At 71.1% G+C, this 26,102-nt stretch carries 27 protein-coding genes; 13 read left to right on the top strand and 14 right to left on the bottom strand.

All coding sequences use genetic code 11. The annotated features are described in order from the left end of the window. Positions 1-137 precede the first annotated feature (137 nt). Positions 138-701, bottom strand: coding sequence for a DUF6318 family protein (locus tag ACETWP_RS15020; protein ID WP_373973077.1), 564 nt, complete (start codon positions 699-701; stop codon positions 138-140). Between the two features lie 334 nt (positions 702-1,035). On the opposite strand from ACETWP_RS15020, the gene ACETWP_RS15015 reads away from it, so the two are divergent. Beyond that, a complete protein-coding gene (locus tag ACETWP_RS15015) occupies positions 1,036-1,959 on the top strand; it encodes an N-acetylglucosamine kinase (protein ID WP_373973076.1) in 924 nt (307 codons plus the stop codon). Positions 1,960-2,058: 99 nt separating this feature from the next. On the opposite strand, the gene purH is transcribed toward ACETWP_RS15015, so the two are convergent. From purH to ACETWP_RS15000, 3 genes are all read right to left on the bottom strand, one after another. Beyond that, on the bottom strand, positions 2,059-3,771 hold the full coding sequence (gene purH / locus ACETWP_RS15010) for a bifunctional phosphoribosylaminoimidazolecarboxamide formyltransferase/IMP cyclohydrolase (protein WP_373973075.1): 1,713 nt from the start codon (positions 3,769-3,771) through the stop codon (positions 2,059-2,061). A gap of 96 nt (positions 3,772-3,867) precedes the next feature. Next, positions 3,868-4,443 (bottom strand): DUF4303 domain-containing protein, encoded by a 576-nt coding sequence (locus ACETWP_RS15005; protein WP_373973074.1) that lies wholly within the window; start codon positions 4,441-4,443, stop codon positions 3,868-3,870. Between the two features lie 125 nt (positions 4,444-4,568). Then, positions 4,569-5,846 (bottom strand): Nramp family divalent metal transporter, encoded by a 1,278-nt coding sequence (locus ACETWP_RS15000; protein ID WP_373973073.1) that lies wholly within the window; start codon positions 5,844-5,846, stop codon positions 4,569-4,571. Positions 5,847-6,030: 184 nt separating this feature from the next. Between ACETWP_RS15000 and ACETWP_RS14995 the strand changes: the two genes are divergently transcribed. The 3 genes from ACETWP_RS14995 to ACETWP_RS14985 all read left to right on the top strand — a co-directional run bounded on the left by ACETWP_RS14995 (position 6,031) and on the right by ACETWP_RS14985 (position 9,044). Next, positions 6,031-7,380, top strand: a complete 1,350-nt coding sequence (locus ACETWP_RS14995) for an MFS transporter (protein ID WP_373973102.1) — start codon at positions 6,031-6,033, stop codon at positions 7,378-7,380. Between the two features lie 114 nt (positions 7,381-7,494). Then, positions 7,495-8,814, top strand: coding sequence for a S8 family serine peptidase (locus tag ACETWP_RS14990; protein WP_373973072.1), 1,320 nt, complete (start codon positions 7,495-7,497; stop codon positions 8,812-8,814). Next, complete coding sequence (locus tag ACETWP_RS14985; RefSeq protein WP_373973071.1) at positions 8,814-9,044, top strand: hypothetical protein; 231 nt, start codon at positions 8,814-8,816, stop codon at positions 9,042-9,044. The genes ACETWP_RS14990 and ACETWP_RS14985 overlap by 1 nt, the downstream gene beginning before the upstream one ends. Before the next feature lie 55 nt (positions 9,045-9,099). Here the strand turns inward: ACETWP_RS14985 and purN are convergent, their stop codons facing one another. After that, positions 9,100-9,666, bottom strand: coding sequence for a phosphoribosylglycinamide formyltransferase (gene purN / locus ACETWP_RS14980; RefSeq protein ID WP_373973070.1), 567 nt, complete (start codon positions 9,664-9,666; stop codon positions 9,100-9,102). 50 nt (positions 9,667-9,716) lie between these two features. Between purN and ACETWP_RS14975 the strand changes: the two genes are divergently transcribed. Next, entirely contained in the window at positions 9,717-10,124 is a 408-nt protein-coding gene (locus tag ACETWP_RS14975) for a hypothetical protein (RefSeq protein ID WP_373973069.1), read from the top strand. A gap of 38 nt (positions 10,125-10,162) precedes the next feature. On the opposite strand, the gene ACETWP_RS14970 is transcribed toward ACETWP_RS14975, so the two are convergent. From ACETWP_RS14970 to ACETWP_RS14960, 3 genes are all read right to left on the bottom strand, one after another. Beyond that, positions 10,163-11,452, bottom strand: coding sequence for a cell division protein PerM (locus tag ACETWP_RS14970; RefSeq protein ID WP_373973101.1), 1,290 nt, complete (start codon positions 11,450-11,452; stop codon positions 10,163-10,165). Positions 11,453-11,575: 123 nt separating this feature from the next. Next, the gene (locus ACETWP_RS14965) at positions 11,576-12,325 is read right to left on the bottom strand and encodes a sulfite exporter TauE/SafE family protein (RefSeq protein WP_373973068.1); all 750 of its coding nucleotides are present in this window, start codon (positions 12,323-12,325) and stop codon (positions 11,576-11,578) included. Positions 12,326-12,542: 217 nt separating this feature from the next. Further along, on the bottom strand, positions 12,543-13,886 hold the full coding sequence (locus tag ACETWP_RS14960; protein ID WP_373973067.1) for an MFS transporter: 1,344 nt from the start codon (positions 13,884-13,886) through the stop codon (positions 12,543-12,545). Between the two features lie 161 nt (positions 13,887-14,047). Between ACETWP_RS14960 and ACETWP_RS14955 the strand changes: the two genes are divergently transcribed. From ACETWP_RS14955 to ACETWP_RS14945, 3 genes are read left to right on the top strand one after another with little or no spacing between them, the layout of a single operon-like run. Continuing rightward, entirely contained in the window at positions 14,048-14,920 is an 873-nt protein-coding gene (locus ACETWP_RS14955) for a shikimate dehydrogenase (protein ID WP_373973066.1), read from the top strand. Positions 14,921-14,922: 2 nt separating this feature from the next. Then, positions 14,923-16,827: a bifunctional sugar phosphate isomerase/epimerase/4-hydroxyphenylpyruvate dioxygenase family protein gene (locus tag ACETWP_RS14950; protein ID WP_373973065.1), complete on the top strand. Its 1,905-nt coding sequence runs from the start codon at positions 14,923-14,925 to the stop codon at positions 16,825-16,827. Positions 16,828-16,835: 8 nt separating this feature from the next. Continuing rightward, positions 16,836-17,621: an IclR family transcriptional regulator domain-containing protein gene (locus tag ACETWP_RS14945; RefSeq protein WP_373973064.1), complete on the top strand. Its 786-nt coding sequence runs from the start codon at positions 16,836-16,838 to the stop codon at positions 17,619-17,621. Between the two features lie 31 nt (positions 17,622-17,652). Here ACETWP_RS14945 and ACETWP_RS14940 read toward each other — a convergent pair whose 3' ends face one another. Together ACETWP_RS14940 and hpaH are read right to left on the bottom strand one after the other, a co-directional pair. Continuing rightward, positions 17,653-18,471 carry an HpcH/HpaI aldolase family protein gene (locus ACETWP_RS14940; RefSeq protein WP_373973063.1) on the bottom strand — a complete coding sequence of 273 codons (819 nt, stop codon included), beginning with the start codon at positions 18,469-18,471 and terminating at the stop codon, positions 17,653-17,655. Beyond that, complete coding sequence (gene hpaH, locus ACETWP_RS14935; protein ID WP_373973062.1) at positions 18,456-19,241, bottom strand: 2-oxo-hept-4-ene-1,7-dioate hydratase; 786 nt, start codon at positions 19,239-19,241, stop codon at positions 18,456-18,458. The genes ACETWP_RS14940 and hpaH overlap by 16 nt, the downstream gene beginning before the upstream one ends. 191 nt (positions 19,242-19,432) lie before the next feature. Between hpaH and ACETWP_RS14930 the strand changes: the two genes are divergently transcribed. Then, positions 19,433-20,101, top strand: a complete 669-nt coding sequence (locus ACETWP_RS14930; protein ID WP_373973061.1) for a DUF6318 family protein — start codon at positions 19,433-19,435, stop codon at positions 20,099-20,101. A 534-nt stretch (positions 20,102-20,635) separates the two neighbouring features. Further along, positions 20,636-21,034 carry a hypothetical protein gene (locus ACETWP_RS14925; protein ID WP_373973060.1) on the top strand — a complete coding sequence of 133 codons (399 nt, stop codon included), beginning with the start codon at positions 20,636-20,638 and terminating at the stop codon, positions 21,032-21,034. A gap of 7 nt (positions 21,035-21,041) precedes the next feature. On the opposite strand, the gene ACETWP_RS14920 is transcribed toward ACETWP_RS14925, so the two are convergent. Both ACETWP_RS14920 and ACETWP_RS14915 read right to left on the bottom strand, forming a co-directional pair. Continuing rightward, positions 21,042-22,151: a DNA alkylation repair protein gene (locus tag ACETWP_RS14920; RefSeq protein WP_373973100.1), complete on the bottom strand. Its 1,110-nt coding sequence runs from the start codon at positions 22,149-22,151 to the stop codon at positions 21,042-21,044. A 57-nt stretch (positions 22,152-22,208) separates the two neighbouring features. Then, the gene (locus ACETWP_RS14915) at positions 22,209-22,736 is read right to left on the bottom strand and encodes a DUF6328 family protein (RefSeq protein WP_373973059.1); all 528 of its coding nucleotides are present in this window, start codon (positions 22,734-22,736) and stop codon (positions 22,209-22,211) included. A 64-nt stretch (positions 22,737-22,800) separates the two neighbouring features. Between ACETWP_RS14915 and ACETWP_RS14910 the strand changes: the two genes are divergently transcribed. The 3 genes from ACETWP_RS14910 (at position 22,801) to ACETWP_RS14900 (ending at position 24,980) form a co-directional block, all read left to right on the top strand. Further along, entirely contained in the window at positions 22,801-24,006 is a 1,206-nt protein-coding gene (locus tag ACETWP_RS14910; protein WP_373973058.1) for a MalY/PatB family protein, read from the top strand. Positions 24,007-24,143: 137 nt separating this feature from the next. Then, positions 24,144-24,704 (top strand): Dps family protein, encoded by a 561-nt coding sequence (locus ACETWP_RS14905; protein ID WP_373973057.1) that lies wholly within the window; start codon positions 24,144-24,146, stop codon positions 24,702-24,704. 81 nt (positions 24,705-24,785) lie between these two features. Next, on the top strand, positions 24,786-24,980 hold the full coding sequence (locus tag ACETWP_RS14900; protein WP_373973056.1) for a CsbD family protein: 195 nt from the start codon (positions 24,786-24,788) through the stop codon (positions 24,978-24,980). A gap of 120 nt (positions 24,981-25,100) precedes the next feature. On the opposite strand, the gene ACETWP_RS14895 is transcribed toward ACETWP_RS14900, so the two are convergent. Both ACETWP_RS14895 and ACETWP_RS14890 read right to left on the bottom strand, forming a co-directional pair. After that, a complete protein-coding gene (locus ACETWP_RS14895; protein WP_373973055.1) occupies positions 25,101-25,724 on the bottom strand; it encodes a CE1759 family FMN reductase in 624 nt (207 codons plus the stop codon). An 89-nt stretch (positions 25,725-25,813) separates the two neighbouring features. Further along, the gene (locus tag ACETWP_RS14890; RefSeq protein ID WP_373973054.1) at positions 25,814-26,101 is read right to left on the bottom strand and encodes a hypothetical protein; all 288 of its coding nucleotides are present in this window, start codon (positions 26,099-26,101) and stop codon (positions 25,814-25,816) included. Between the last annotated feature and the right edge of the window lies 1 nt (position 26,102).

Here is a 26,102-nt window from a genome sequence, read left to right as displayed (position 1 = left end):
GATGTGATCGCAACAGGACAAACTTACCCGAGTGCGGCGCGCGGACGCCTGTCGGGACCGGACCCGGGCCCTGCGTGACAGCGCCCGGCGGCGCCGGTCGGGCGCCGCCGGGCGGAGGAACGGCCGCGGGGGCGCCGCTACTCGGGGAGCTCGGCGTCCGGGGTCTCCTCGAGGGAGACGATCTTCCAGGCGCCGTCCTCGAACACGCCCTGCGCGGTGAAGATCGTACCCTCGGAATCCCAGGCGGTCTCCTCGACGACGGTTCCGTCCTGGGCGAAGACGGTCTTCGCGTCGCTCATCAGCGGCACGACGGCGGTGAGCCCGCCCTGCGCGTCGACCTCGCCCAGCGGCAGGACGTTCTGCGCCTTCGGCTGGCCGCCCTCGATCCGCCCGCCGTCGGCGTAGACCGCCGAGATGTCCGCGGCCGCGGCCTCGCACTCGGCGCAGTCCGCCGCGACGGAAAGCATCAGGTCGGTCTCGCCGGTCTTCAGCGCGTAGTTCACGGCGTCGAAGTAGTAGTAGGTGGTGGCGGCCATGCCCCGGGCGGACTCGTCCTTCATCTGCTCGTTCGTCTCCGGGACGCGGGCCTCGGCGGACGCGGAGGCGGCTGGGGACTCGGCGGCGGGCTCTGCGGCGCCGCATCCGGCGAGGGCGAGGGCTGCGATGGCGGCGACGGCGCCGAGCGCGGGCGTGGTCTTCATGGGTGGTTCTCCAAAACGTCGTGGTGGTGGAAGGTTCCCCGGGGTGGCGGCGGCGCGGGTCCACCGCTGGGGAGGATTCCGCGTGTCGGGGGCCGGTCGCCGGGACACCTCACACTGTAACCGTTGCCTCGGGCCATCAAATCGGCGATGTACCGGGTGGCGTGGGATCCGCCGGACCGATGTGCCGAACCTCACACCGCGGGCCGGTGCGGGCGGGGCTCCTCCCCCGGCCGCCCGGCGTGAGAACATCGAGGACGGGCCCGCGACGCAGCCCGCGACGCGGCGCCGCCGGCATCCGGACACACCACCGAACCCCCCCCAAGGAGGCGGCCCCATGGCCGAAGCAATCCTGGCCATCGACGCCGGCCAGACCGGCATCCGGGCCCTGGCCGTCCGCCCCGACGGGACGCGCGCGGTCCACGGGTTCCCGGGCATGCTGACCGACCGGCCGCTCGGCCCGCAGTTCCGGGAGGTCGTCTCCCGCGTGGGTTCCGCCGAGGGCCTGTCCTTCCCCGTGGTCGCGGCCGGATCGACCGGGCTGATCGAGGCGACGCGGGAGGCGGAGGGTTTGCTCGCCGCGTCCGCGGACCTCGGCGTCCGGGCGGTGCACCTGGCGCACGACTCCGTGACGTCCTACCTCGGCGCCCTCGGCGACCGGACGGGCGCCGTCGTCGCTGCGGGGACGGGGGTGGTGACGCTGGCCGTGGGCGAGCGCGAGGTCGCCCGGGTGGACGGGTGGGGCTACCTGATCGGCGACGCCGGCAGCGGCTTCTGGCTGGGTCGGGCCGCCCTGGACGCGGCGATGCGCGGGCACGACGGCCGTGGCGCCGAGACGGCGCTGACCGACGCGATGCGGACGGACTTCCCCGACCTCGAGCACGCCTACATCGACCTGCAGGCCGACCCCCACCGCGTGAGCCGGATCGCCGGCTACTCGCGCCACGCCACGGCCCTGGCCGAGACCGACGCCGTGGCCGCCGGCATCTGCGACGCGGCGGCGGCGGAGCTGGCGCTGTCCGTGGCGACCGGGCTGCGCCGCGTCGGCGAGGACGCCCGTCCGGCCCCGGTGGTGTGCTTCCTCGGCGGCGTGCTCCGCGCCCCGCAGGTGCGCGACCGGCTGGCCCGGCGGCTGGCGGCGCTCTGGCCGCAGGTGGACATCAGGGAACCCGTGGCCAGCGGGCTCGACGGCGCCGCGCTCCTGCCGTTCGTGGACGCCGGGAGCGCGCTGGCCCACCAGATCCACCGCGCCGGCGCCTGACAGACGCCGGCGCCTGACGGACGCGCCGGCGCCCGGCAGGCCCGCGGGCATCTGGCGGGCCCGCGGGCGGCGGCCGCCCGCTTCGCCCGGCGGCGGCGGTCAGTGGAAGAAGTGCCGCGCCCCGGTGAAGTACATGGTGATCCCGGCGGCGTTGGCCGCGGCGACGACCTCCTCGTCGCGGACGGAACCGCCGGGCTGGACGACGGCCTTCACCCCGGCGTCGAGCAGGATCCCCAGCCCGTCGGCGAAGGGGAAGAAGGCGTCCGAGGCCGCGACGGCCCCCCGGGCGCGCTCGGGGGCGACGGACCCCGCGGCCGCGCCCGCGGCGCCACCCGGCGCGTCGGCGCCCTCGACGGCGACGCCGAGCGTGTTGGCGCGCTCCACGGCCAGCCGGCAGGAGTCGACGCGGTTGACCTGTCCCATGCCGATGCCGACCGCGGCACCGCCGGAGGCCAGCAGGATCGCGTTGGACTTCGCGGCCCGCACCGCCCGCCACGCGAACTCCAGGTCCGCCAGCGTGGACTCGTCGGCGGCGGCGCCGGCGGCCAGCGTCCAGTCCGCGGGCGCGTCACCGGGCGCATCGACGGCGTCGGCCGCCTGCAGCAGCATGCCGCCGGAGACCTGCTTGTACTCGACGCTGTCGCGCGCGAAGCCCTCCGGCAGCGCGAGCAGGCGGATGTTCTTCTTGCGGGAGAGGATCTCCACGGCCTCCGGCTCGAACCCGGGGGCGACGACGACCTCGGTGAAGATGTCCTTGACCGCTTCCGCCATCGCCCGGGTCACCGGCCGGTTGGCCGCGATGACGCCGCCGAACGCGGACAGCGGGTCGGTGGCGTGCGCCTTGGCGTGCGCGTCCGCGATCGCGTCGGCGGCCCCGGGGGTCGCGACGGCGACGCCGCAGGGGTTGGCGTGCTTGACGACCGCGACGGCGGGCTCCGCGAAATCGAACGCGGCCCGCACGGCGGCGTCGGCGTCGACGTAGTTGTTGAAGCTCATGGCCTTGCCGTGCAGCTGCTCGGCCTGAGCGATGCCCGGGGCGGCGCCGGTCTCCACGTACAGCGCGGCGGCCTGGTGCGGGTTTTCCCCGTAGCGCAGGGTCTCCGAGCGCTCCAGGGCGAGCCCGGCGTACGGCGGGAAGGCCGGCACCGCCGTGCCGGCGGCCGCCCCGTCGCCGAGCTGCTCCGGGTCCCCGAACTCCTCCGCGTCCCCGAACTGCTCGGCGGTCCATGTGGCGACGGCGTTGTCGTACGCCGCGGTGTGGGCGAACGCGAGCGAGGCCAGCCGGCGGCGGGCCCGCAGCCCGAACCCGCCCGCGCGGGCGGCCTCGACGACTTCCCCGTACGTGGCCGGGTCCACGACGACCGCCACGGACGGGTGGTTCTTCGCGGCCGCCCGGACCATCGACGGCCCGCCGATGTCGATCTGCTCGACGACGTCGTCCTGCGCCGCGCCCGAGCGCACCGTGTCGACGAACGGGTAGAGGTTCACGACGACCAGGTCGAACGGCTCGATCTCCATCTCGGCGAGCTGCCGGACGTGGTCGGGCAGGCGGCGGTCCGCGAGGATGCCCGCGTGGACCCGCGGGTGCAGCGTCTTGACACGCCCGTCCAGGCATTCCCGGAAGCCCGTGACCTCGGAGACCTCGGTGACCGGCACGCCCGCGGCCGCGATGCGCGACGCCGTCGAACCGGTGGAGACGATCGCGACGCCGGCCTCGTGGAGGCCCAGCGCCAGTTCCTCCAGCCCGGTCTTGTCGTAGACGGAAATCAGTGCGCGGCGGATCGGGACGCGATCGATGACGGGCTGGCTCACGTGGGTCTCCCAAGGACGGGGGCGGGTGGGGATCGCGGCCAGTCTACCGCCAGCCCGCATCCCGGCGCCCGTCGGTGACGGGCGGCGCGGACCGCCTCAGCGCACCAGTTCCGGGAAGTGCCGCTGCAGCTGCTCGGGCGTCAGGCACCGCCTGAGGATCTTGTCGGCATGGTCCTCGTCGGAGACGTACGCGATCAGCTCGGCGTTGCGGCCGACGGCCAACTCGCGCCCCAGCGACTCGGTGACGCGGAACAGCAACTCGTAGTAGCGGCGGATGGTGGCCTCCCACCCGTGCGTCTTCGCGACCTGGGTCAGCGCCTCGCCCCAGAGCTCGGTCGCCGAATCGTCGAAGAGGTCCATCGAGCACCAGTGCCACTCGGGCGGGTTCCACTTGGTGGAGTAGAAGCTCTCCTCCACCGGCTCGACGCCGTCGAGGTCGTCGTCGCCCACGGGCGCCATGTCCACCGCCGCCAGCGCCAGGTCGCGGGCGAGGGCCTGCTCCGAGTTCAGGGCCAGGACCGGCAGGTCGATGTGGTCGGACGGCTCCGTCGAGACGCCGTCGAGGGCGACCGCGTAGAACACGTGCTCGGGATGGCTGTCGATCACCTCGCGCGCCTGGCGCAGCGCCGACTTGCGGATCGCTTCTTCGAGTGCCGTCCAATCTACTCCCATGACCAGACTCTACTCCCGTGGGGCACGCGGGATAAAGGGCAATTCCGGGCGGGTCACGGGCCGCCGCATAAGGCGCCGGGGCCGCACCCTTCACGGGTGCGGCCCCGGCGTCGTGTGCGGGTTCGCTAGCCCCCGAACACGCCGGCGATCGCGCGGACCAGCTGGTAGCCGCCGAGGGCGATGAACAGTCCGGCCGTGATGACCAGGGCGGTGTTCGTGTGCCAGCGGTTCCGCCACTGTGCCGGCACGCGGTGCGTGTTCAGCAGCGGCAGCAGGGTGATGGCCAGGAACGGCATGAACAGCGCGCCCATGACGCCGTAGGCCAGCACCAGGCCGATCGGCTGGTCGAGCAGGAGCAGCGACATCGACGGGAAGGTCAGCCAGACCAGATAGAAGCGGAAGTACTTGCCGTTGATCCGCGAGTCCGGATGCTCCGAGCCCTTGCCGCGGATGTTGCCCCAGAAGTCGGCGAACATCAGGGAGACGCCGTTCCAGACACCGATGACGGAGGAGAACGCGGCGGCGAAGAACCCGATGAGGAACCAGGTGCCGATGAACTCGCCGTAGCGCTCGCGCAGCACGGTGTCGAGGTCGAGCAGGCCCTTGTCGCCGGCCCCGATGGTGGTGTTCGCGGCCGCGACGACCTCCGCGCCGACGATCAGCATGGAGATGACGAAGATGCCGGTCATGACGTAGGCCATGGTGTTGTCGATGCGCATGACACGCATCCAACCGGGGGTGATCCACCCCTTCTCGCGCAGCCAGTAGCCGTAGGCGGCGAGCGTGATGGTGCCGCCGACGCCGCCGGCCAGGGCCAGCGTGTAGAACAGCCCGCCCTCGGGAAGGCGCGGGACCAGCCCGGCGAGCATGTTCGGGATGTTCGGCGTGGCGATGACCGCCAGGGTGACGATCGTGACGAACATCAGGCCGACGAGCACGGCGGTGATCTTCTCGAACACCGCGTAGCGGTTGAACCAGACCAGGACGAACCCGGCGATGCCGGTCGCGACGGCGAACACGATCAGCGGGACGCCCGGGAAGAGCGCCGCCAGCGGGAGCGCCGTGGAGGACATGGCGGAGGCGCCGTAGACGATGCCCCAGATCATGATGTACGGGCCGAAGTACCAGACCGGCCAGCGGCCCAGCGAGCGCCAGCCCTCGAAGATCGTCTTCCCGGTGGCCAGCGAGTAGCGGCCGGCCCCCTCGACGAGCACGATCTTGAGGATGACGCCGAGGACCACCGCCCACAGCAGCGCATAGCCGTAGCGGGAGCCGGCGGCCAACGTGGCCACCATGTCCGCCGCCCCGACGCCGGTGGCCGCCACCACCAGACCCGGGCCGATCACCTTCCATTTCTTCGGGGGCCCGGAGGTCTCCTGAGTTTCGGTCGTGCTTTCCGCCATGTCTTCCTCTCGCGGCTGCGGGCACGGCGAATCCGAGCCGCGCCCTTGTGACTGAATCGTGGGAAAGCCTAGCCGGTGGCGTGGCGCGCGGGTGAACACGCGCAGGCGCTAACCTGTTACCTGACGGCAAGACGGCGTGACTTGGCGGCGATCGGGGCGACGAGAAACGGGGATGGCCGCATCCATGAACGAGTACCGCAAGATGCCCTCGGGCGAGTCGATCGTGCAGAACCTCCCGTGGCGCTGGAACGTGCAGGGCAAGATCTTCCTCATCGGCGGACTGGGCTTCATGTTCGACGCCTGGGACGTCACGCTCAACGGCGCGCTGATCCCGCTCGTCATGGAGGAATGGCAGCTCGAGCGCACGACGGCGGCGCTGCTGGGCACCGCGAACCTCATCGGCATGGCGCTGGGCGCCTTCCTGTGGGGCACGATCGCGGACCGGGTGGGCCGCAAGACGGCCTTCACCTGGACCCTGCTGATCTTCTCCCTCTTCACCGTGGCCGGCGCCCTGGCGCCGGACTTCGGGTGGTTCGTGGCGTTCCGTTTCCTGGCCGGCATCGGACTCGGCGGCTGCATCCCCGTGGACTACGCGCTCGTCGGCGAGTTCACGCCGGCGCGGCAGCGCGGACGCGTGCTCACGGCCATGGACGGCTGGTGGCCGATCGGCGCGGCGCTGGCCTTCTTCGTGTCCGCCGTCATCCAGGCCACGACGGAGAACTGGCGGCTGATCCTGCTCGTCATGGTGCTGCCGGCGCTCCTGGTGTTCTGGATCCGGCGGAGCGTCCCCGAGTCGCCCCTCTACCTGATCCGCCGGGGGCGGCGAGGCGAGGCCGCGGCGGTCATCGACGACCTCGTGCGCCGCACGGGCGCGGACCCCGTGCCGTACACCCTGCCCGAGCCGACGGCGGCGCCGCGCCTCTCGCCCGGTTCCTGGGGCGAGCAGCTGGCGGCCGTCTGGCGCTTCGACTGGAGGATCACGTTCGCGGCGTGGACCCTCTTCTTCTCCGTCCTGCTGGTCTACTACCTGGCCCTGACGTGGATGCCCTCGATCCTGGCCGACGCGGGCATGGCCCAGGTCACGGCGTTCTTCAGCACGGCGGGCATGGCCGCCGTCGGGCTGCTCGGCGTGGGTGTGGCCGCCGCGCTGGTCGAGCGCGTGGGCCGGAAGTGGCTCCTCGGCGTGACGGGCCCGTTGTCGGCCCTGGTGCTGGTCCTCGTCGCGCTGTCGCTCTCCGACCCCACCGTCGCGGTGTTCTGGCTGCTGGTCTTCGGTTTCGTCGTCCAGATCGCCATCCCGGTGCTCTACACCTTCGTCTCCGAGCTGTACCCGACGGAGCTGCGCGGGTCCGGCTTCGGCTGGGCGTCCACGTTCAGCCGCGTCGGCGCCGGCTTCGGTCCCCTGGTCTTCGCCGTCGCGTGGCCGGTGTTCGGGCTGGCAAACTCCTTCCTCGTGGCGGGCGCCCTGGTGGCGCTGTCCGTCGCGTGGATGGCGCTGAACACCCCCGAGACGCGGGGTAGGGTCCTCCGCTAGCGTCCGTCCGCCGGCCGACATGGCCATGTCGCCGCAGGTGGCACGGGGCTAGACTGGGCGCGCGGGGCACCGGCTCCCGCGGGCAGCATGCCGTCGGCCACTGGAGGATCAGCCATGCAAGATCCGGCACAACCGTTCCCCGAGCACGTCACCACCGGCCGCTCCGTCGTCGTGTTCGGCGTCGACGACCCCGATGCGCGGGGCATGCTGGCGTCCTGCGGCCTGACCGACGTCGCGGACTCCCGCGACTTCGCGACCTCCCCCGAGACGGCCGGGCACGTGTGTTCCGGAGACACGTACTTCGCGGAGCTCGGCATCGCCGTCGTGCGGGCCGACGCGGAACAGCTCGGCACCCTGCGCGCGACGGCGGTCCGCGAGCACCGCCCGGTGAGCGTCTCGCCGGAAATCGTCCACCGGCTCCTGGGCCAGCCCGCGGACGATGCCGTACCCATGGAGCCGGGGGTACCCGTGGAGCCAGGCGTACCCGTGGAGCCGGGCGCCCCGCCGCCCGGCGGGTTCACGGACACCGCCGAGTCCACGTGGGGCCTGACCGCCACGCTCGCTGCCGGGTCCGTCCACACCGGGCGCGGGATCCGCGTCGCCGTGCTGGACACGGGGTTCGACGCGGGCCACCCGGATTTCGCCGGGCGCGGCGTCGTGGCCGCGTCGTTCATCGAGGGCGAGGAGTCCGCGGACGGCCACGGGCACGGGACGCACTGCATCGGCACCGCCTGCGGCCCGCGGCAGACCGGGGGCGGGCGCGGCTACGGCGTCGCGCCCGCGGCCGAGATCTACGCCGGCAAGGTCCTCTCGAACGCGGGGTCCGGCAGGGACGCCAACATCCTCGCGGGCATCGACTGGGCCGTCGCCCACGGCTGCGCGGTCGTCTCCCTGTCCCTCGGCGCCGACGTGGCGCAGGTGCATCCACCGTACGTCGCCGCGGGACGGCGCTCGCTGGCGCGCGGGACGCTGATCGTCGCCGCGGCGGGCAACAACGCCCACCGCTCCGTGGGCGACTTCGGCTTCGTCGGGGCGCCGGCGAACAGCCCGTTCGTCATGGCGGTCGGCGCGCTGGACCAGCAACTCCGCGTCGCGGACTTCTCCGCGCGGACCCTGCCGGGCCGCGGGGGGCAGGTCGACGTCGCCGCGCCCGGGGTCCAGGTGTACTCGGCCTGGCCGATGCCCCGGCGCTACCACACCCTCAGCGGCACCAGCATGGCGACGCCGCACGTGGCGGGGCTGGCCGCGCTGCTGGCCGAGGCGACCGGACTGCGCGGGCGGGAGCTGTGGGCGGAGATCGTGCAGGAGGCGGTGCGCCTTCAGGCGCCGTCCGTGGATGTCGGCGCCGGGTTGGCGGTTGCCCCGCCGCCTCCGGACCCCGCCGAGCCCGACGGGCGGGGAACCCATCCGGCGGCCCGGGTGGTGGGACCCTGATGCGGATCACGGTGACCGTCGACGCCGCGCACGCCGACCGGACCGCGGAGGTCGCGGACCAGCTGCGCGGGGCGGGGATGCGCGTGGACCGGGTGCTCGACGCGCTCGGGCTCGTCACCGGCGAGGTCGACGGCGAGCACCGGCAGGGCCTGGCCGCCGTCGAGGGCGTCGCCGGGGTGGACGAGCAGCTGGACGTGAGCATCGCCCCGCCGGAGAGCGGCCTGCAGTAGCGCCGCCCGCGGATGCCCGGCGCGTCCCGTCTGCCGCGCGTCCCGTCTTCCGCGGCTACCGGCGGTCCGCGAGTTCGGCCAGCGTGCGGATCAAGAGGGCGCGTTCCTCCACCTTGATGCGCTCGTGCAGGGTCTCCTCGGTGTCCCCGGGCAGGACCTCGACGGCCCTCTGCGCCAGGATAGGTCCCGTGTCGACGCCAGCGTCCGCGATGTGCACGGTGCAGCCGGTGACCTTCACCCCGTAGGCCAGCGCGTCGCGGACGCCGTGGGCGCCGGGGAAGCTGGGCAGGAGCGCGGGATGCGTGTTGATGTAGGTGCCGTCGAAGGCGCCGATGAACTCCTCGCCGACGATGCGCATGAAGCCGGAGGACACGACGTAGTCCGGGGCGTAGGAGAGGCATTTCCGGGTCAGGGCGTGGTTCCAGTCCGCGCGGTCCGCGAAGGACTTGAAGTCCACCACGAACGTCTCGATCCCCGCCGCGGAGGACCGCTCCACGCCCTGGGTGCCCGGACGGTCGGCTCCGACGGCGGCGATCTCGACGTCGAGGTCCCCCGCCCGCACGGCGTCGATGACCGCCTGGAGGTTGGAGCCGGTTCCGGAGACGAGGACCACGATGCGCATGCCACCAGCTTAGGCGCTGGCCGATGGCCGACCGGCACTACGCTAAAGGCATGCCCGTCTCGTCGCCCGCCCCCGCCGCGGAGAAGGACGGCGGCCTCGCCTCCTGGGTGCGGGCCGCCATCGTGCTGATGCTCGGCGCCTACCTCGGCGCCGGTGCGATGCTCCCGTGGAAGCTCGCCGCCGTGGCGCTCGGCGCCGCCGGGGTCGTGGTCGGAGTGGTCGCGACGATCAAGGCCTTCCGCGGCGCGGTGCCGGTCGTCCTGCGCGTCACCATCGCGCTGGCCACAATGGCCTGCCTGCTGTTCACGCTGTCCACGGGTCTGCAATCGCTCTTCTACCACGCGACGTCCGAGTACGAGCAGTGCCTGCGGGGAAGCGTGACGGACCGGACGACGGCCGCGTGCCAGCGCGAGTACGAGGAGAAGCTGCGGAATCTGGACGGGCTTCCCGGTTCCTGAGGCCCCCGCCCGGCGCGGTACGCCCGCCTGCGGCGCCGCTAGTCCTCGAGGACCGGGTCGCGCTCCAGAACGGGTGCAACGAGGTAGCCGAGGACCACGCCGACGCCGACCTCCGCGGCGAGCATCAGCGCGCTGAGCCAGAGGTTCGGCCCGATGTCCGTGAGCCGCCCGATCCCGAGCGATCCCCCGGAGAGCATGCTGCCCAGCAGCGAGAGCAGGCCGGTTCCCGCGCCGACCAGGATGCCGAGCGCGAACGTGGAGGCGGCGAGGCTGATCCACCGGGACCTGACCTTGAGGGAGATCCAGTCGTCCAGGTGGTTCTCGCCCTCGCGCAGGAACCACCATCCGGCCACGAAGCCGGCGACAACGGGGACCAGCATGAACAGCCAGGCGGACGACAGGTCGCCGGTCGGCAGCGCGGCCAGCACCGGGATGGCGGGAAGCGGGCCGACGGTGGTTTCCAGCGTGCTCAGCGTGGTGCCGGTCCCGAGCGTGAACCCCCCGCCGCTGACCCAGGCCAGGGTCCAGACCGCGAGGTTGGGCAGGAGCCCGAGCTGCCCGAGGGTGAGCACCGCGCCGCCGACGGGCCCCGGGCGCAGCTGCTGGGCAACGTTGGAGATCTCCACCCAGTGCAGGCCGAGGTTGACGGCGAGCACCGCGCTGGCGAGGCCGAACGCGGCCACGTAGCCGAGCGCCGAGGCTCGCGCGACGGACCAGACGTAGGAACCCGCCCAGCGCGAGTGCTGGCTGGTCTTCGCGATCCACGCCGCGGTGTCGACGCCGACCAGCCGACCCCAGGACCCCGCCTCGCGGTACGCGCCGACGACGACCCCGGATCCGGCGGCGATCAGCGGGACCAGCGCGGCCGCGGCGAGCGAGACCCCGACCTCTTCCGTGGAGACCGCGTAGCCGGTGATCAGGCCGAACAGCATGTAGGCGCCGAGCGCGCCGGCGATCCCCTGCCACAGCTGGTCCGTGTAGGACGCCCGGGCAATGCGCCGTCCGGCGCGCCACGACAGGAAGAACGGGATGAGGGTGAGACCGAGGGGGGTCAGCGACATCGTCCCGGTCAGTGTCTCGGCCGAGGATTCCCCGACGGGAACCGCGAGGTGCAGGGGCACACCGTGGATCAGCAGCCAGATCTGGCCCGCGAGCTGGAACAGCGAGTCCAGGGTGCGCTCCTCGAACCCCCCGGCGAACCACACGGCGACGAGCGGCACGACGACGAGCACCGCGGAAAAGAAGGCGCTCTGCAGGAACTCGAGCGCCCCCTGGAGCCACAGGGGCATGGGCAGCCCGTCGCGCAGGGTGGCCCTCAGCGAGTCCATGGCCCTGCCCGCGGCCGGTCTGCCGGCCCGTCCCTCGATCTTGCGCTCGTCATTCATCGAGTCAATCGTGCCACCGATCCCCCGCCGCTCCGTTCAGCGACGCGGCGCCCCGGTCCTCGGGAATCACGCCAGGTCGAGAAGGCCCTTGACGAGTGCCGCCACGGACCCGACGAACGCGATGAAGATCACGAACGCGCGGGCGTGACGGTCCCGGATATGCCGCTGGAGCATCTCCCCGCCGAAGATCCCGACGATGATGGCCGCCAGGATGAGCACCCACGCCCAGGGATCGAGCATCGGGATCTGCCCGGGGTCGACGATCGCCTTGACGGCGATCGCCACGGAGCCCATCAGGACGAAGAAGGGTTGGAGCGTCGCCGCGAACGGGCGCTGCTCCCAGCGGGACAGGACCGCATAGGCGCTGACCGCCGGTCCGCCGACGCCCGCCATGGCGTTCGTCAGCCCGGAGAGCGCACCGGCGACGGCCTTGGGCCCGTTGCCGCGGACCACGACGTTCGCCCGGTTGAGGGCCAGCGACAGGATCAGGGCGGTCAGCACCACCGAACCGACGGTGATGGACAGCGCGGCCGACGGGAGGTAGGTGGCCGCGATCGCGCCGGGGATGGAACCGGCGACACTGAAGACGGTGAGCCAGCGGAAGGTGGACCAGTCGATGTCACGCCACACCCGCGGCGCGATGAGGGCGGAGGAGGCCACGCCGCAGATATTCACGAGCAGGACCCCGGTGTGCGGCCCCAACAGGATGACCAGGAACGGCGACACGAGCATGGCGAAACCCAGGCCGGCCACCCGCTGGGCGACGGCGCCCGCGACGATCAGCCCGAGCACCACGACCAGCATCCCCGAATCCACCGGCCCAGCCTATCCCGGCAGCCCGCGCCACATCGCCCCCACCCACCGGACAGCCCGCGCCACATCGCCCGCCCCGTTCCCGGCGGGGCCGACCCGCAAAGCCGCGAAAAAAGGCCGGAGCACCCCCTGCGGGAGTGCTCCGGCCTCTCAATGTGGCGCCCGCTGACGGCGGGCGCCCGCTGACGGCGGGCGTCCGATGTGGCGCCGACTGACGGGCCTAGACCGTGGCGGGCACGCGCTTCCGCCCCAGTTCGGACGTCGGGACGCGGTAGGTCTCCCGGGCCGTCAGCGCGGAACCGGCGGAGATCAGCGCGATGATGGCGGTGAAGATGCTGATGGGCACCCAGCCGCCGGGCTCCAGCCCGCCGACGGCGGCGACGATCGAGGGCGCGAAGCCCGCCATCAGGAAGCCGAGCTGCGTGCCGATGGCCAGGCCGGAGAACCGGACCTTGGCGCTGAACATCTCCGCGTAGAACGAGGGCCACGTCGCGTTGGCCGCCGCGTAGGCGCAGGAGAAGACCGCGATCGACAGGGCGAACTGGAGCAGGGTGTTCCCGGACTCCATGGAGAGCAGGTAGCACGGCATGATGGCGGCGCTGCCGAGCGCGCCGTAGATGAAGACCGGCTTGCGTCCGATCCTGTCGGACAGGCGGCCGAACATCGGCTGCGAGAACAGCGCGACCACGTTGCCGGCCACCACAAGCCAGAGGGTGATCGACTCGTCCACGTTGCCAACCTGCTTGCCGTAGCTGATGGCCAGCGTGCCGTAGACCGTGGACACGGCGGCGATGAACGCGCACAGGACGACGCGCAGCACGTCGCGCCAGTGCTCGCGCAGCAGGTCGCTGACGGGGAGCTTGGCGATCTGGTTCGTGGCCTTTGCGTGCTCGAACTCCGGGGTCTCGTGGAGGCTCTTGCGGATGAAGTAGGTGACGAGGACGACGACGGCGGACAGCCAGAACGGGATGCGCCATCCGATGCCGTACTTGATCTCGTCCGGAAGCGCGACGACGGGGATGAACACCAGGGCGGCCAGGATCTGCCCGCCCTGGGTGCCGGTGAGCGTCCAGGAGGTGAAGAAGGAGCGGCGGTTGTCCGGGGCGTGCTCGAGCGTCAGGGAGCTGGCGCCGGCCTGCTCGCCGGCGGCGGAGAGGCCCTGCATGAGGCGGGCGAGCACCAGCAGGATCGGGGCGAGCCACCCGACCTGGTCGAAGGTCGGCAGGCAGCCGATGAGGAAGGTCGCGCCGCCCATGAGCAACAGGGTGAACATCAGGACCTTCTGGCGGCCGATGCGGTCGCCGAAGTGGCCCAGGATGACGGCGCCCACCGGCCGGGCGATGTAGGCGAACCCGAACGTGGCCAGCGACATGACGGTCGCGTTGGTTCCGGCGTCCGGGAAGAAGACCGTGGGGAAGATGAGTGCGGCGGCGGCGCCGAAGATGAAGAAGTCGTAGTACTCGACGGCGCTGCCCATGAAGCTCGCCAGCGCGGCCCTCACGGGTGTCCGGCCCTGCGTCGAATCCACGGGCGGCGACGCTGCCGCGGTGTTCTCGGGGTTCATCGTTTCTCCTAGTTCGCGAGGACGGCTGCGGGAATCGCCGCCAGTCTGTTGCGCGGTATCCGCACATCTGTACGGAATGCGTACAATTAGGTCTAGAGTAGAGCTACGTCACACTCTTGGCAATATCCGGTCGAGAGGAAGTCCGGGGAAAAGGAGCAACGATGAGCACCCTCGCAGAGTCGTATCTGGTCGGCCTGATCGGCGACGGCGTCACGCCATCGCTCACCCCGCCCATGCACGAGGCCGAGGCGGACGCCCACGGCATCCGCTACCTGTACCGGCCCATCGACCTCGCCGCGATCGGCAGGCCGGGATCCGACGTCGGGACGCTGCTGTCCTCGGCCCGCGAGCTCGGCTTCAACGCCTTCAACATCACCCACCCCTGCAAGCAGCTGGTGCTGATGCACCTCGATTCGGTCTCGGTGGACGCCGAGCGGCTCGGCGCCGTGAACACGGTGCTGATCCGCGACGGCCGGTTCCACGGCGAGAACACCGACTTCTCCGGCTTCGCCCACGCCCTGCGCACCGGCCTTCCCGGCGTCGCGCTCGACCGCGTCGTCCAGCTCGGGGCCGGGGGCGCCGGGGCGGCCGTCGCGTACGCGCTGCTCGCCTCGGGCGTCCGGCACCTGACCCTGATCGACCTCGACGCCGAACGGACCCGCGAGCGCGCGGCCGCCCTGGCCGCCCTCTTCCCCGACCGCGCCGTCGTCGCCGCGTCGCCGGACGACATCGGGCACGAGCTCGCCGCCGCGGACGGGCTGGTGCACGCCACCCCGGTCGGCATGCACCAGCACCCGGGGATGCCGGTCGACGCCCGGCTCCTGTCGCCGCGGCACTGGGTCGCCGACGTCGTCTACCGCCCCGTGGAGACGGAGCTGGTGCGCGCCGCCGTCGCGCTGGGATGCCGCGTGCTCGACGGCGGACACATGGCCGTCGGCCAGGCCGTGGACGCGTTCCGCCTGATCACCGGCGTCGAGCCCGACGCGGGCCGCATGCGCCACCACTTCCTCGACCTCCTCGCGAAGGGACTCTAGCCGTGCGCACCTCCATCGCCACCGTCTGCATCAGCGGCACGCTCGAGGAGAAGATGCTGGCGTGCGCCCGCGCCGGCTTCGACGGCATCGAGATCTTCGAGCAGGACCTCGTCGTGAGCCCGATGTCGCCCGAGGAGGTCCGCGCGCTGGCCAACCGGCTGGGCCTGACGCTGGACCTCTACCAGCCGTTCCGCGACTTCGAGGGCGTCGACGAGGCCCTCCTCCCGGAGAACCTGCGGCGGGCCGAGGCGAAGTTCGAACTGATGAACCGCCTGGGCATCGACACCATGCTGGTCTGCAGCAACGTCGCCACGGCCACGGTCGACGACGACGCCGTCGCGGCGTCCCAGCTGCGGCGCCTCGGCGAGGCGGCCGCCCGGCACGGCGTCCGCATCGCCTACGAGGCGCTGGCGTGGGGCAGGTACGTGAACACGTACCGGCACGCCCACCGCATCGTCGAGCTCGCCGACCACCCCGCCGTCGGGACCTGTCTGGACAGCTTCCACATCCTTTCCCGCGGGGACGACCCGTCGGGGATCGAGGACCTCCTCGCCGAGAAGATCTTCTTCGTCCAGCTCGCCGACGCGCCCGTCCTGTCCATGGACATCCTGTCCTGGAGCCGGCACTACCGCGTGTTCCCCGGGCAGGGCGGCTTCGACCTCGCCGGGTTCCTCGCGCACCTGGCGCGCGCGGGCTATGCCGGCCCCGTCTCGCTGGAGATCTTCAACGACACGTTCCGCCAGTCGAACGTCGAACGCACCGCCCTCGACGGGCTGCGCTCGCTCCTCTGGCTCCAGGACCGCGCCGCCGCGCGGCTCGCCGCGGGTACGGTCGTGCCCGAAAACGGCGCCGCACCCCGGAACGACGCCGGGGCCGCCTATCCCATGCACCTCGCCTCGCTGCCGGACGTCCAGGCGCCCACCGGCTTCGACTTCGCGGAGATCCGCACGGACGAGCCCGAGTCCGTCGCGCAGATGCTGGCCCAGCTGGGCTTCGGGTTCCGCGGCCAGCATCGCCGGAAGCCGGTCCAGCTCTGGACGCAGGGCCAGGCGCGGATCGTCATCAACGGCCAGCGCGCCCGCGGGGCGACTCCGTCGATCTCGGCACTGGGCTTCCAGGTGGCCGAGCCCCGGCGCGGCGTGGAACGCGCCGTGCAGCTGCGGGCGCGGGCCGTCTCGCGGCACAACACCGCCGACGAACAGGAGTTGCGCGGGGTCAACGCCCCGGACGGCACCGAGGTCTTCTACTGTCCGGCGACGCCCCGGCCGGCGTGGATGGGCGAGTTCGGCGCCGCCGCCCCGGAGGGCGACGAGGCGGCGGCACTCATCGAGGCGGTGGACCACGTGAACCTCGCCCAGCCGTGGCAGGCGTTCGACGAGGCCGTGCTGTTCTACGAGAGCGCCCTGAGGCTGGAGACCCGTCCGGCGACGGAGGTGCCCAGCCCGCTCGGGCTGGTGCGCAGCCAGGTGATGCGCACCGCCGACGGGTCGATCCGGCTCGCGCTCAACATCGTGCCCCAGGTCCTGGACGGCGCCGGCGCGTCCGCCCGCGCCTACCCGGAGCACGTGGCGTTCCGGACCTCGGACATCTTCGCGGTCGCCCGCCGGGCCAAGGCCGCGGGCATGGACTTCCTGCCCGTTCCCCGGAACTACTACCAGGACCTGGCCGCGCGCTTCCCGTTGGACGAGGCGACCATCGACACGCTCCGCGGCCTGGACCTGTTGTACGACCGCGACGAGCACGGCGCGTTCCTGCACTTCTACACCGAGACGGTGGGCGAGATGTTCCTCGAGGTCGTGCAACGCGACGGCGGGTACGATGGCTACGGCGCGCCGAACGCGCCGGTGCGCCTCGCCGCCCAGTTCGAGCGCAACCGGCTCCGGGGTGGCCAGCGAACGACGACGTAGGAGACTTGGTGGCGGAACCCGGCACGACGCAGCAGCCCGAGTACTACGTGAAATCCGCGGAAAAGACGCTGGGCGTCCTGCTGGCCTTCAACGGCGGGGCCGCCTCCCTCACGGTCACCCAGGTCGCCGACGCGGCCGACCTGAGCCGCGCCGCGGCCCGACGCTTCCTCCTCACGCTGACGGACCTCGGCTATGTCGTCGCGGACGGGAACGCCTACCGCCTCACCCCGCGCGTGCTGGACGTGGGCGCGGGGTACCTCGCGGGGCTGAGCCTGCCGCGGGTCGCCCGCCCCCACCTCACGGAGCTCGCCCACCGCCTCGACGAGACGGCGACCCTGAGCACGCTCGACGGGCAGGACGCCATCTACGTCGCGCGCGTCGCGGCGCCGCGGCTGCACACGGTCACCATGAACATCGGGAACCGGCTCCCCGCCTGGGTGACGTCCATGGGCCGCGTCCTCGTCGCCGCGCTTCCCGAGGAGGCGCGGGAGCGCTTCTACCGCCAGACCGTCGTCACTAGCTACACCAGCAGCACCGTGGGTACCCTCGAACAGCTGCGCGCCGAGATCGACAAGGTCCGCGGGCAGGGCTGGTGCCTGGTCTCCAAGGAGCTCGACGACGGCCTGAGCGGCCTCGCGGTGCCGGTCCGCCGCGGCGACGAGGTCATCGCCGCCCTGAACATCTCCGTCCAGGCCGGACGGCTGGGCAGCGTCTCGATCGAGCACGACCTCGTCCCCGCCCTGCAGGAGACGGCCCGCCGCATTGCCGAGGACTTCGGCGGGCGCACGGTCTGACCGCGCCGTGCCGGCCACGCGGCGGCCGGGCTCAGTAGCTGGCGGGGGTCCCGGCGTCGTGCGCGTCGCCGCGCGCAACGTACTTCGCCGCCAGCGCCTCGCTGGCCCGGGCCAGCAGTCCGACGTCGGCTCCGGTGCCGACGAAGTCGACGCCGGCATCCATGTAGCGGCGGGCCGAGGCCTCGTCGAACGCGTTGACCCCGACGAATTTTCCGGCGGACTTGGCCGCGTCGATGCTGCGCAGGACGGCGTCGACGACGTCCGGGTGGTCCTGGCGGCCGAGCACGCCCAGGGACGCGGCGAGGTCCGAGGGACCGATGAACACGCCGTCGACCCCGTCCGTGGCGGCGATCTCGGCCGCATTCCCCACGGCCTCTCCCGACTCGATCTGCACGATCAGGGTCAGCGTCTCGGCGGCGCGCGCGAGGTAGTCTGGGATGCGGTTCCAGCGCGCCGAGCGCGCTAGCGCGGAGCCGACGCCGCGCACGCCGTTCGGCGGGTAGCGCGTGGCCGCGACGGCGGCCCGGGCGTCGGCGGCGGTGTGCACCATCGGGATGATCAGCGTCTGGGCCCCGAGGTCCAGGTACTGCTTGATGAGGACCGTGTCGTTGACCGGCGGACGGACCACCGGGACCACGGGGTATCCGCGCACGGCCTGCAACTGGGCGAGGACGGACTCGAGGCCGTTCGGCGAGTGCTCCGCGTCGATGAAGATCCAGTCGAATCCGGCGCCCGCGCACAGCTCGGCGATTAGCGGGCTGCCGGAGCAGACCCAGATGCCGGCAAGGGGGCGGTCGGCCGCGGCGAGGGCGTCCTTGAACGACGGGTCCGGCTCTACTCGAAACGGCATGTGACGGTCCCCAGCTTTCCGTAGTCGGCGAAGACGGTGTCGCCCTCGTACACCCACAGCGGGCGGGTGAAGGACCCGGCGAGGATGATCTCCCCGGCCTTCAGGCCGTCGCCGTGGGCGGCGATCTTGTTCGCGAGCCAGTAGACGCCGGCGGCGGGGTGGTTCAGGACGCCGGCGGCGACGCCGGTCTCCTCGACGGTCTGGTTCTTGTACAGGATCGCGGAGATCCACCGCAGGTCCACGTCCTGCGGGCGGACCGCGTTGCCGCCCACGACCATGGCGCCCATGGCCGCGTTGTCGCTGATGGTGTCCACGATGGTGCGGCCCTCCATCTCGATGCGCGAATCCAGGATCTCCAGGGCCGGGACGACGTATTCCGTGGCGCCCAGGACGTCGAAGAGTGTGGCGTTGGGTCCGGTGACGTCCTTGTTCAGCACGAAGGCGAGCTCGACCTCGACGCGCGGGTGCGTGTACTGGTCCCACTTCACGGTGCAGCCGTTTTCGAGGACCATGTCCTCGAAAATGATCCCGTAGTCGGGTTCGGTGATGCCCGTCGCGGCCTGCATCGCCTTGGACGTCAGGCCGATCTTGCGTCCCGCGAGGCGGCGCCCGTCCTGTTCCGAGCGCTGGCGCCAGAGGTTCTGGACGCGGTAGGAGTCCTCCACCGTCATGTCCGGGTAGCGCGCCGTGAGGCGCTGGACGGGTGTCCTGGTCCGTCCCGCCTCGACGAGTTCGTCGGCGATGGCGGTGATGGTCTCGTCGTTGAGCATGCCTGTGCGGCCTCCGGTGGATATCGCGTTGAGCTGGATCGATGCGCGCGGTCGGCCGGCCGCCGCTCCGCACGCCCTGCCCATGCTAACCGTTGGGCCGGGGCGTGCCTTGTGGAAAACCTAACGTGGTTCCGGATTACGCGCTATGATTCGTTTACAGAACGTGTAAAGACTCAACGCGTGGGGGCGTCATGGTTGCGAGTGCACATGTGGGATTCCTCTCTGTCCTGGCGGCCGCGGCCGTGGGCTGCCTATCGCTGACGGCCTGTAGCGCGACTCCGCAGGCCGGGGTTCCGTCCACGGGGTCCCCGTCGGCGAGCGCCTCGCCCCCGGCCTCGAGTTCACCACCGGCGAGCGCAAGTCCGACGGCGAGCGCCTCACCAACGCCGATTCCCGCAAGCTCCAAGGGTCCGGCGCAGAACTGGCCGGTGCCAAAGATGCCCGCTGATGCGAAGAAAAAGGATGCGGCCGGGGTCAAAGCTTTCGCTGAGTACTACTTCGAGCTTCTCCAATACACCATCCAAACCAGCAATCCAGCTCCCTTGAAGACCGTCACTTCCGAGCACTGCGCCCTTTGCGCGAGCGGTTTCATCGATCCGGCCGCCCGCAATAAAAAATCCGGCGGATGGGCCTCGGGTGGCGCCTACGACGCCGAAATCACTCTGGCGACCGTTGCAGATGGTGGAAACGGAACCGCAGTCTTCTCGTATATGCAATCAGAGATGGTCATCTACAACAGCGGTGGCAGTCTAAATGGGCGACTTCCCGCCACAGAGAGTCCTGTTATTGGCTCTCTGGCAATTGAATATGCAGGCGGCTGGCAGGTCACTCACATCGACATCGATTCAACTAGTTCCTGATCCATGACAATCTCACTAGCCTTAGCCATCGTTGCGAGCATTTCCATGGGAATGGCTGGCGCTCAGGTTTCAGCAGGAGAAGAGTGCGGAGGACAATTCGGCATGTTGCCCGGCGCAATCGAAGCCGGCAACACAGCTTGCAGAGAAGTCGCCCTGTCTCCCGATGAGTCCTTTGGGTTTCAATTTAGGTCCGAGTTGATTCGCAATGGCCCGACAATTCGGTATCGGGTCACATATACGCAGCTATGCAGTACATCCGATGTGACTCCAAGCAACTGCATAGCCATTAGCGAACCGCCCTGCGCGGACGGCAGCTATCCCATCGTGCGCAGCATCTCGGCCCTAAACGGTCCGCGTGCGGGGTCAACAATCTCGCAGTCCACCTACTGCGCGACCGAACCGGCCCTGGAGATTCCGGGCGCCGCGCAAGACATAGCCTCCGTGACTCCGGCCCGATTCAGGCAGTTGCCGATCGCACCCTCGGTCGTCGCGAGCCAGCCTCAGGGCTTCTCGCTCCGGAACGGGCACGCGCACATGTACGCCCAATCCGAAACGCAGGAGTTCGACATCGTCATCTTCGATCAGGACGTCCGCGTACGCGCCATCCCCACGAGCTACGACTGGAGCTACGGGGACGGCTCCAGCCGGAGCCTCGGCTTCCCGGGCGAACCCATGCCGGAACGGGACTTCGGCACGGAGACGCCCTCAAGCCATGTCTACGCCGAAACCGGCGACTTCGGCGTCGTGCTGACGACGCGGTTCCGCGGCGAGTACTCCACCGAAGGGGGCCCCTGGACGCCGATACCCGGAGTGGCCAGCGTTCCGAGCACGCCCATGAACATGAGTGTCTGGCGGACGAAGAAGCTCCTTGTCGATTCCAATTGCCTCGAGGACCCGACCGGCCCGGCCTGCTCGTCGCCCTTCGAGGAGTAGGCCACGGCTACACCGAGACCTCGAACTCGACGAGGCCGTGCCGCGCCCCGTTGACCTGCAGCTCCACGGCGTGGGTGCCGGCGTAGTGCACCCGCGTGGTCATCTGCCGGAACGCGTGCCGCTTGCGGAGCCTGGCGGACTCCCCCGGCCCCAGTTGAAGGGTGGTCAGCTTGAACACCTTGGCGCTGCGCGCACCGCTCGCCTTCACGTAGTGGACGACGAAATCCACGGCCAACCGCGCGGGCTCCCCCGCCTCGTTGGTCACGGAGCAGGTGAAGTCCAGCTCGTCGGGGAGGACGAGGGTCGCCGACGCGAGCTCCAGGGGTCCGACGGCGACCCTCACCGGCGCGAAGCCCATCACCGCCAGGGCTCCCGGATGCGCCTTCTTCACGAGCGTGCGCAGTCCGTGCCGCACGACCCACGCCGTGTCCGCGTCGGCGTCCGCCGTCCAGCGGGAGGCGGTCGCGACCACCAGCTCCGGCGCATGGCGCGCCAGGTCGTTGAGGTGGTTGGCCACCGACCTGCGCACGTACTCGCTCGGATCGGCCCGCAGCGCGTCGAGCAACGGAAGTGTCGCCTCCGGCCGGGCCAAAAGCTCCGGCACGCGCACCGCCCATGGCAGGTAGCTGCGAGTCCCCTCGCTGGCGAGTCGGCGGACGTGCTCGTCGGGGTGCGCCGTCCAGTCCGCGACCGCGGACAACGAGCGGTCGAGGTCCCGGCGCAGGAGCCTCCGGATCGCGAACTCGCTCGTGAGTCGCGGCGTCAGTTCCGCCAGCAGCGCCAGGCAGTCGTCGAATGCGTCCTCGCCCGCGTCCTCCAGTGCGAGCGAGACGGCCGCCTCGCCCACCGGCCACACCATCCACCCGGTCAGCCGCGGCCCGTCCAGGCCACGCCGGATGAGATCGGCCGCCGCGCCGTACTGCGCGTGCGGGGCCACGACGGCCCTCCGCAGATCGGCGACCAGGGCGTCGGCGATGAGATCGGCGCGGCCGCGAAGTGTCAGTTCCTCCAGTTCGCCGGCGAGTCCCCCGAGGCGTGTCCAGTCGACGCCGGGGCCGGCCTCGCCCAGCACACCGGCCAACGCGTGGACGGCCTCCGGTCCCAGCAGGTCGTTCATGGCCCCCACGGCGCTTCCCTCCCGTCGTCGTCGGCCCCGACCCGGGCGACCGCGTGCTCAGTCATCGCCGCTGCCCGGGTCGGCGCCGGTCGGCTCGGAACTCTCCGGCCTGACGAGGCTCGGGAAGACCACCAGAAGGAAGACGATCACGGCGGTGACTCCCCCGCCGACCAGGACCGCGACGAGGGGCGTCGACATCACGTCGACGATGAAGCCCACGCACGCGCTCACCATGAGGCCGACGCACACGACGGCGATCCTCACGATCCGGTGCCCGTGCGCCACGGTGGTCGCCTTCACGTGCTTGCCGAACATGCGCCGGTGGATGGCAACCGGCGTCGTGATCAGGCCGGACAGCAGCGCGGAGAAGGCCAGCAGGACCACGTAGTAGGTGCGCTGAAACGCGTCCAGGTCCTCGAAGCGCGATTGGAACGGCAGCGTCATGAGAAAGGCGGTGATGATCTGCGCGCCGGTCTGCATCACGCGCAGTTCCTGCAACAGGTCGTTCCAGTTGCGATCGAGCTTCTCCTCGTAGGATTCCCGTCGGCCCCTGGAGGCGCTCTCGACGCGATCGTCGGTTCCCATGTGCATAAGCTACCCGAGGGTGGGGGCATTCTCCCCGCAACCCGGAGTACGTATGCTGAGCACCATGGATCCCCACCCCTTCGACAGGATCACCAGCGACGAGCTGCGCCGCCGCGGGTCGTTGAAATGGACCGGCTATCCGGAGATGCTGGGCGCGTGGGTGGCGGAAATGGACTTCGGAACCGCCCCGGGTGTCGCCGAGGCGGCCACGGAGACGCTGCGGTCCGGCCTGTTCGGCTACGCACCGCCGCGCTTGGTCGGGGACATGCAGTCGGCCGCCGCCCGCTGGCTGGCATCGCGGCACGGCTGGGCCGTGGATCCCGCGCAGGTCCGGCCCCTGCCGAGCGTCCTCACGGCCCTCGAGGCGGCCATCCTGTACTTCTCCCCGACGCACCGTCCGGACGCACCCGTGGTGCTGCTCACTCCCGCGTACATGCCGTTCCTGGATACGCCGGGCCGCTTCGGCCGTCGCGCCATCCACGTGGACATGGTCGCCAACGACTCCGGCTGGGAGGTCGACTGGGCTGCCCTGGAGGCTGCCCTGCGCGGCGGGGCGCTGCTGGTGTTGGTGAATCCGCACAACCCCTTGGGCAAGGTCTACTCCCGCGGCGAACTCCAGCGGGTGAGCGCGCTCGTCGAGGCCAGCGGGTCGCGGGTGTTCGCCGACGAGATCCACGCGCCCCTCATCTACGCGCCGTCCGCGCACATCCCGTACGCCACCCTGGACGAGGCGTCGGCCGCCCACACGGTCACCGGGATCTCCGCCAGCAAGGCGTTCAACGTGCCCGGGCTCAAGTGCGCCCAGCTCGTCCTGACCAACGACACGGACCGCCTGCTGTGGGACGTCGTCGGATCCCCCTTGGAGGCGGGCGCGGCGAACGTGGGACTCGCGGCCTCGGCCGCGGCGTACGACGGCGGGGCACGCTGGCTCGGCGGCGTGGTCGACTACCTCGACGGCAACCGCCGGCTCCTCGCCGCGCTCGTCCACGAGCACCTCCCGGCGGTCAGATACGTCGTCCCCGATGCCACGTACCTCGCCTGGCTGGACGTTTCCGACCTGACGATCGGGCGCAACCCCGCCCGGTTCTTCCGCAACCAGGCCGGAGTGGCCACCGTCAGCGGATCGGCCTGCGGGGAAGCGGGCCGCGGCTACGTTCGGCTGAACTTCGCCACCCCGCGTCCGGTCCTCGAGGCCATGGTGCACCGGATGGGCGCCGCCGTCGACGGCTCGGACGTCAACGACTCCGGGGACATCGACGCCTACTTCTAGGATCCCGGGACGCGCCGCGGCGCCGACGCAACGCGCAATTCGGCGTCGGGCGAAATCGGTGGACCTGCCCGTGCGGGGTCGATAGTGTTTGTGACATAGCCCGTCATCAGGTGACGGCTCAACGCGAGGAGGTTCGGATGGCCGCCAAGAACGGCTCGAAGGCAGGATTCACGGTACCGGGACTCAGCTTGGAGGACGGCCACAAGGTCGCGAACATCCTCCAGGATCGTCTCCACGCGCTCAACGACTTGCAGCTGACGCTGAAGCACGCCCACTGGAACGTGGTCGGCCGCGATTTCATCGGCGTCCACGAGATGCTCGATCCGCAGATCGAGCTGGTCCGCGCGATGATCGACGAGACCGCGGAGCGGATGGCCACCATGGGCGTCGCGCCGAACGGTCTCGCCGGTGCGCTCGTCAAGGCCCGCGGCTGGGACGACTACGACATCGGCCGCGCCACGACCACGGAGCACCTCGCGGCGCTCGACGTCGTCTACAACGGCGTCGTCTCCAGCCACCGCGAGGCCATCGAGACGGTCGGCGAGCTCGATCCGATCGCCGAGGACATGCTGATCTCCCAGACCGGGCAGCTTGAGCTGTTCCAGTGGTTCATGCGTTCGCACCTGGAGAGCGTCGACGGCCAGCTGTCCGACGCCGGGGCGAAGACCGAGAAGGACGCGGCCGCGCAGGCCAAGTAGCCGCTCCGCGGCAACAGACTGCACCAGAGCAGAACGGCCCGGCGCGCGCCGGGCCGCCACGCACAACGAAAGGAGCCCGCCATGGGTTTGGGTGACAAGATCTCGAACAAGGCCGAAGAGCTGAAGGGCAAGGCCAAGGAGGCCGTCGGAGACGCCACCGACAACGAGCGTCTCGAGGCCGAGGGCCACGCGGACCAGGCTTCCGCCAACACCAAGCAGGCCGGCGAGCACGTCAAGGACGCCGCCAACGACGTCGCCGACGGCTTCAGGAAGTAGCGGGCCGCCGAACAACGCGGGAGGCCCCGACCGGAATCGCTTCCGGTCGGGGCCTCCCCACGTTTCGCCCGGCATCGTTCGGCCCGGCATTGCTCCGCCCGGTCTCGCTGGGCGGAGAGGTCAGCGGCCCGGCGTGATGTTCGCGAGCAGCTGCTCGAACGGCAGCGACGTGGCCGACTCCCCGCCCCGCTTCACCGGGGCGGCACCTTCCACGGCGAGCGCGAGCTCGCGGCCGGCGCGGTGGGAACGCTCGGCCAGCTGGCCGTCGCCGCCGTCGCCGCCCCAGTCCTCCGGCGAGGCGAACACCGCCGTCGGTACGACGGCGGCACGCAGGTAGGCGAAGACGGGCCGCATCGCGTAGTCGATCACCATGCTGTGCCGTCCGCTGCCGCCCGTCGCCGCGAGCGCGACGGGGGTGGCCTCGAGCGACGTGGGATCCAGAATGTCGAGAAACGACTTGAAGAGTCCGCTGATGGACGCCGTGAACACGGGCGTCACCGCCACGACGGCGTCGGCCGACACCACCCGCTCGATGGCCTCGGCCAGCCGGGGGGACGCGTAGCGCGTCACCATGTTGTTCGCGATGTCCACCGCGTAGTCGCGTAGCTCGACCACGGTCACCTCGGCGTCCCGCCCCCGCTCCGCCAGGACGCCGCGTGCGGCCTCCGCAATCTGATCACCCAACATGCGGGTGGTGGACGGGACCCCGAGTCCCCCGGAGACGACGACGATCGACGTGGTCATGGCTGTCCTTCCTGCGGTTCCGTTCATGCGTTTGCATGTAAAACCGAACCGACTCCGGATTCATTCCCGCGGGACAGCCGGTACCGGGCCTAGGGTTCCCGGTCCTCCCGGCCGCGGTCGGACAAAAAGCCGGGACCCAGCGGTCCCAGCCCGCCGACCCGGCGATAGATCCCGTAGGCCACCATGCCGATGCCGATGAACATCCCGAAGAAGAGGGATCCCGCCGCGCCCGCGCCCCCCAGCCCGATCGCGCCGGCCGCGGAGCAGAAGAGCAGCAACACCAGCCCCCAGCCCGCCAGACGCGTCCCGGGCAACCCGGCGCGTTCCCCATGATGGCTCCTGTGGCCGCCCGCGGCGGCCAGTTGACGGTGACGCATG

The organism is Arthrobacter halodurans, assembly GCF_041877255.1.
Taxonomy (GTDB): Bacteria; Actinomycetota; Actinomycetes; order Actinomycetales; family Micrococcaceae; genus Arthrobacter_N; species Arthrobacter_N halodurans.
This window is presented reverse-complemented; position numbering and strand designations above follow the sequence as displayed.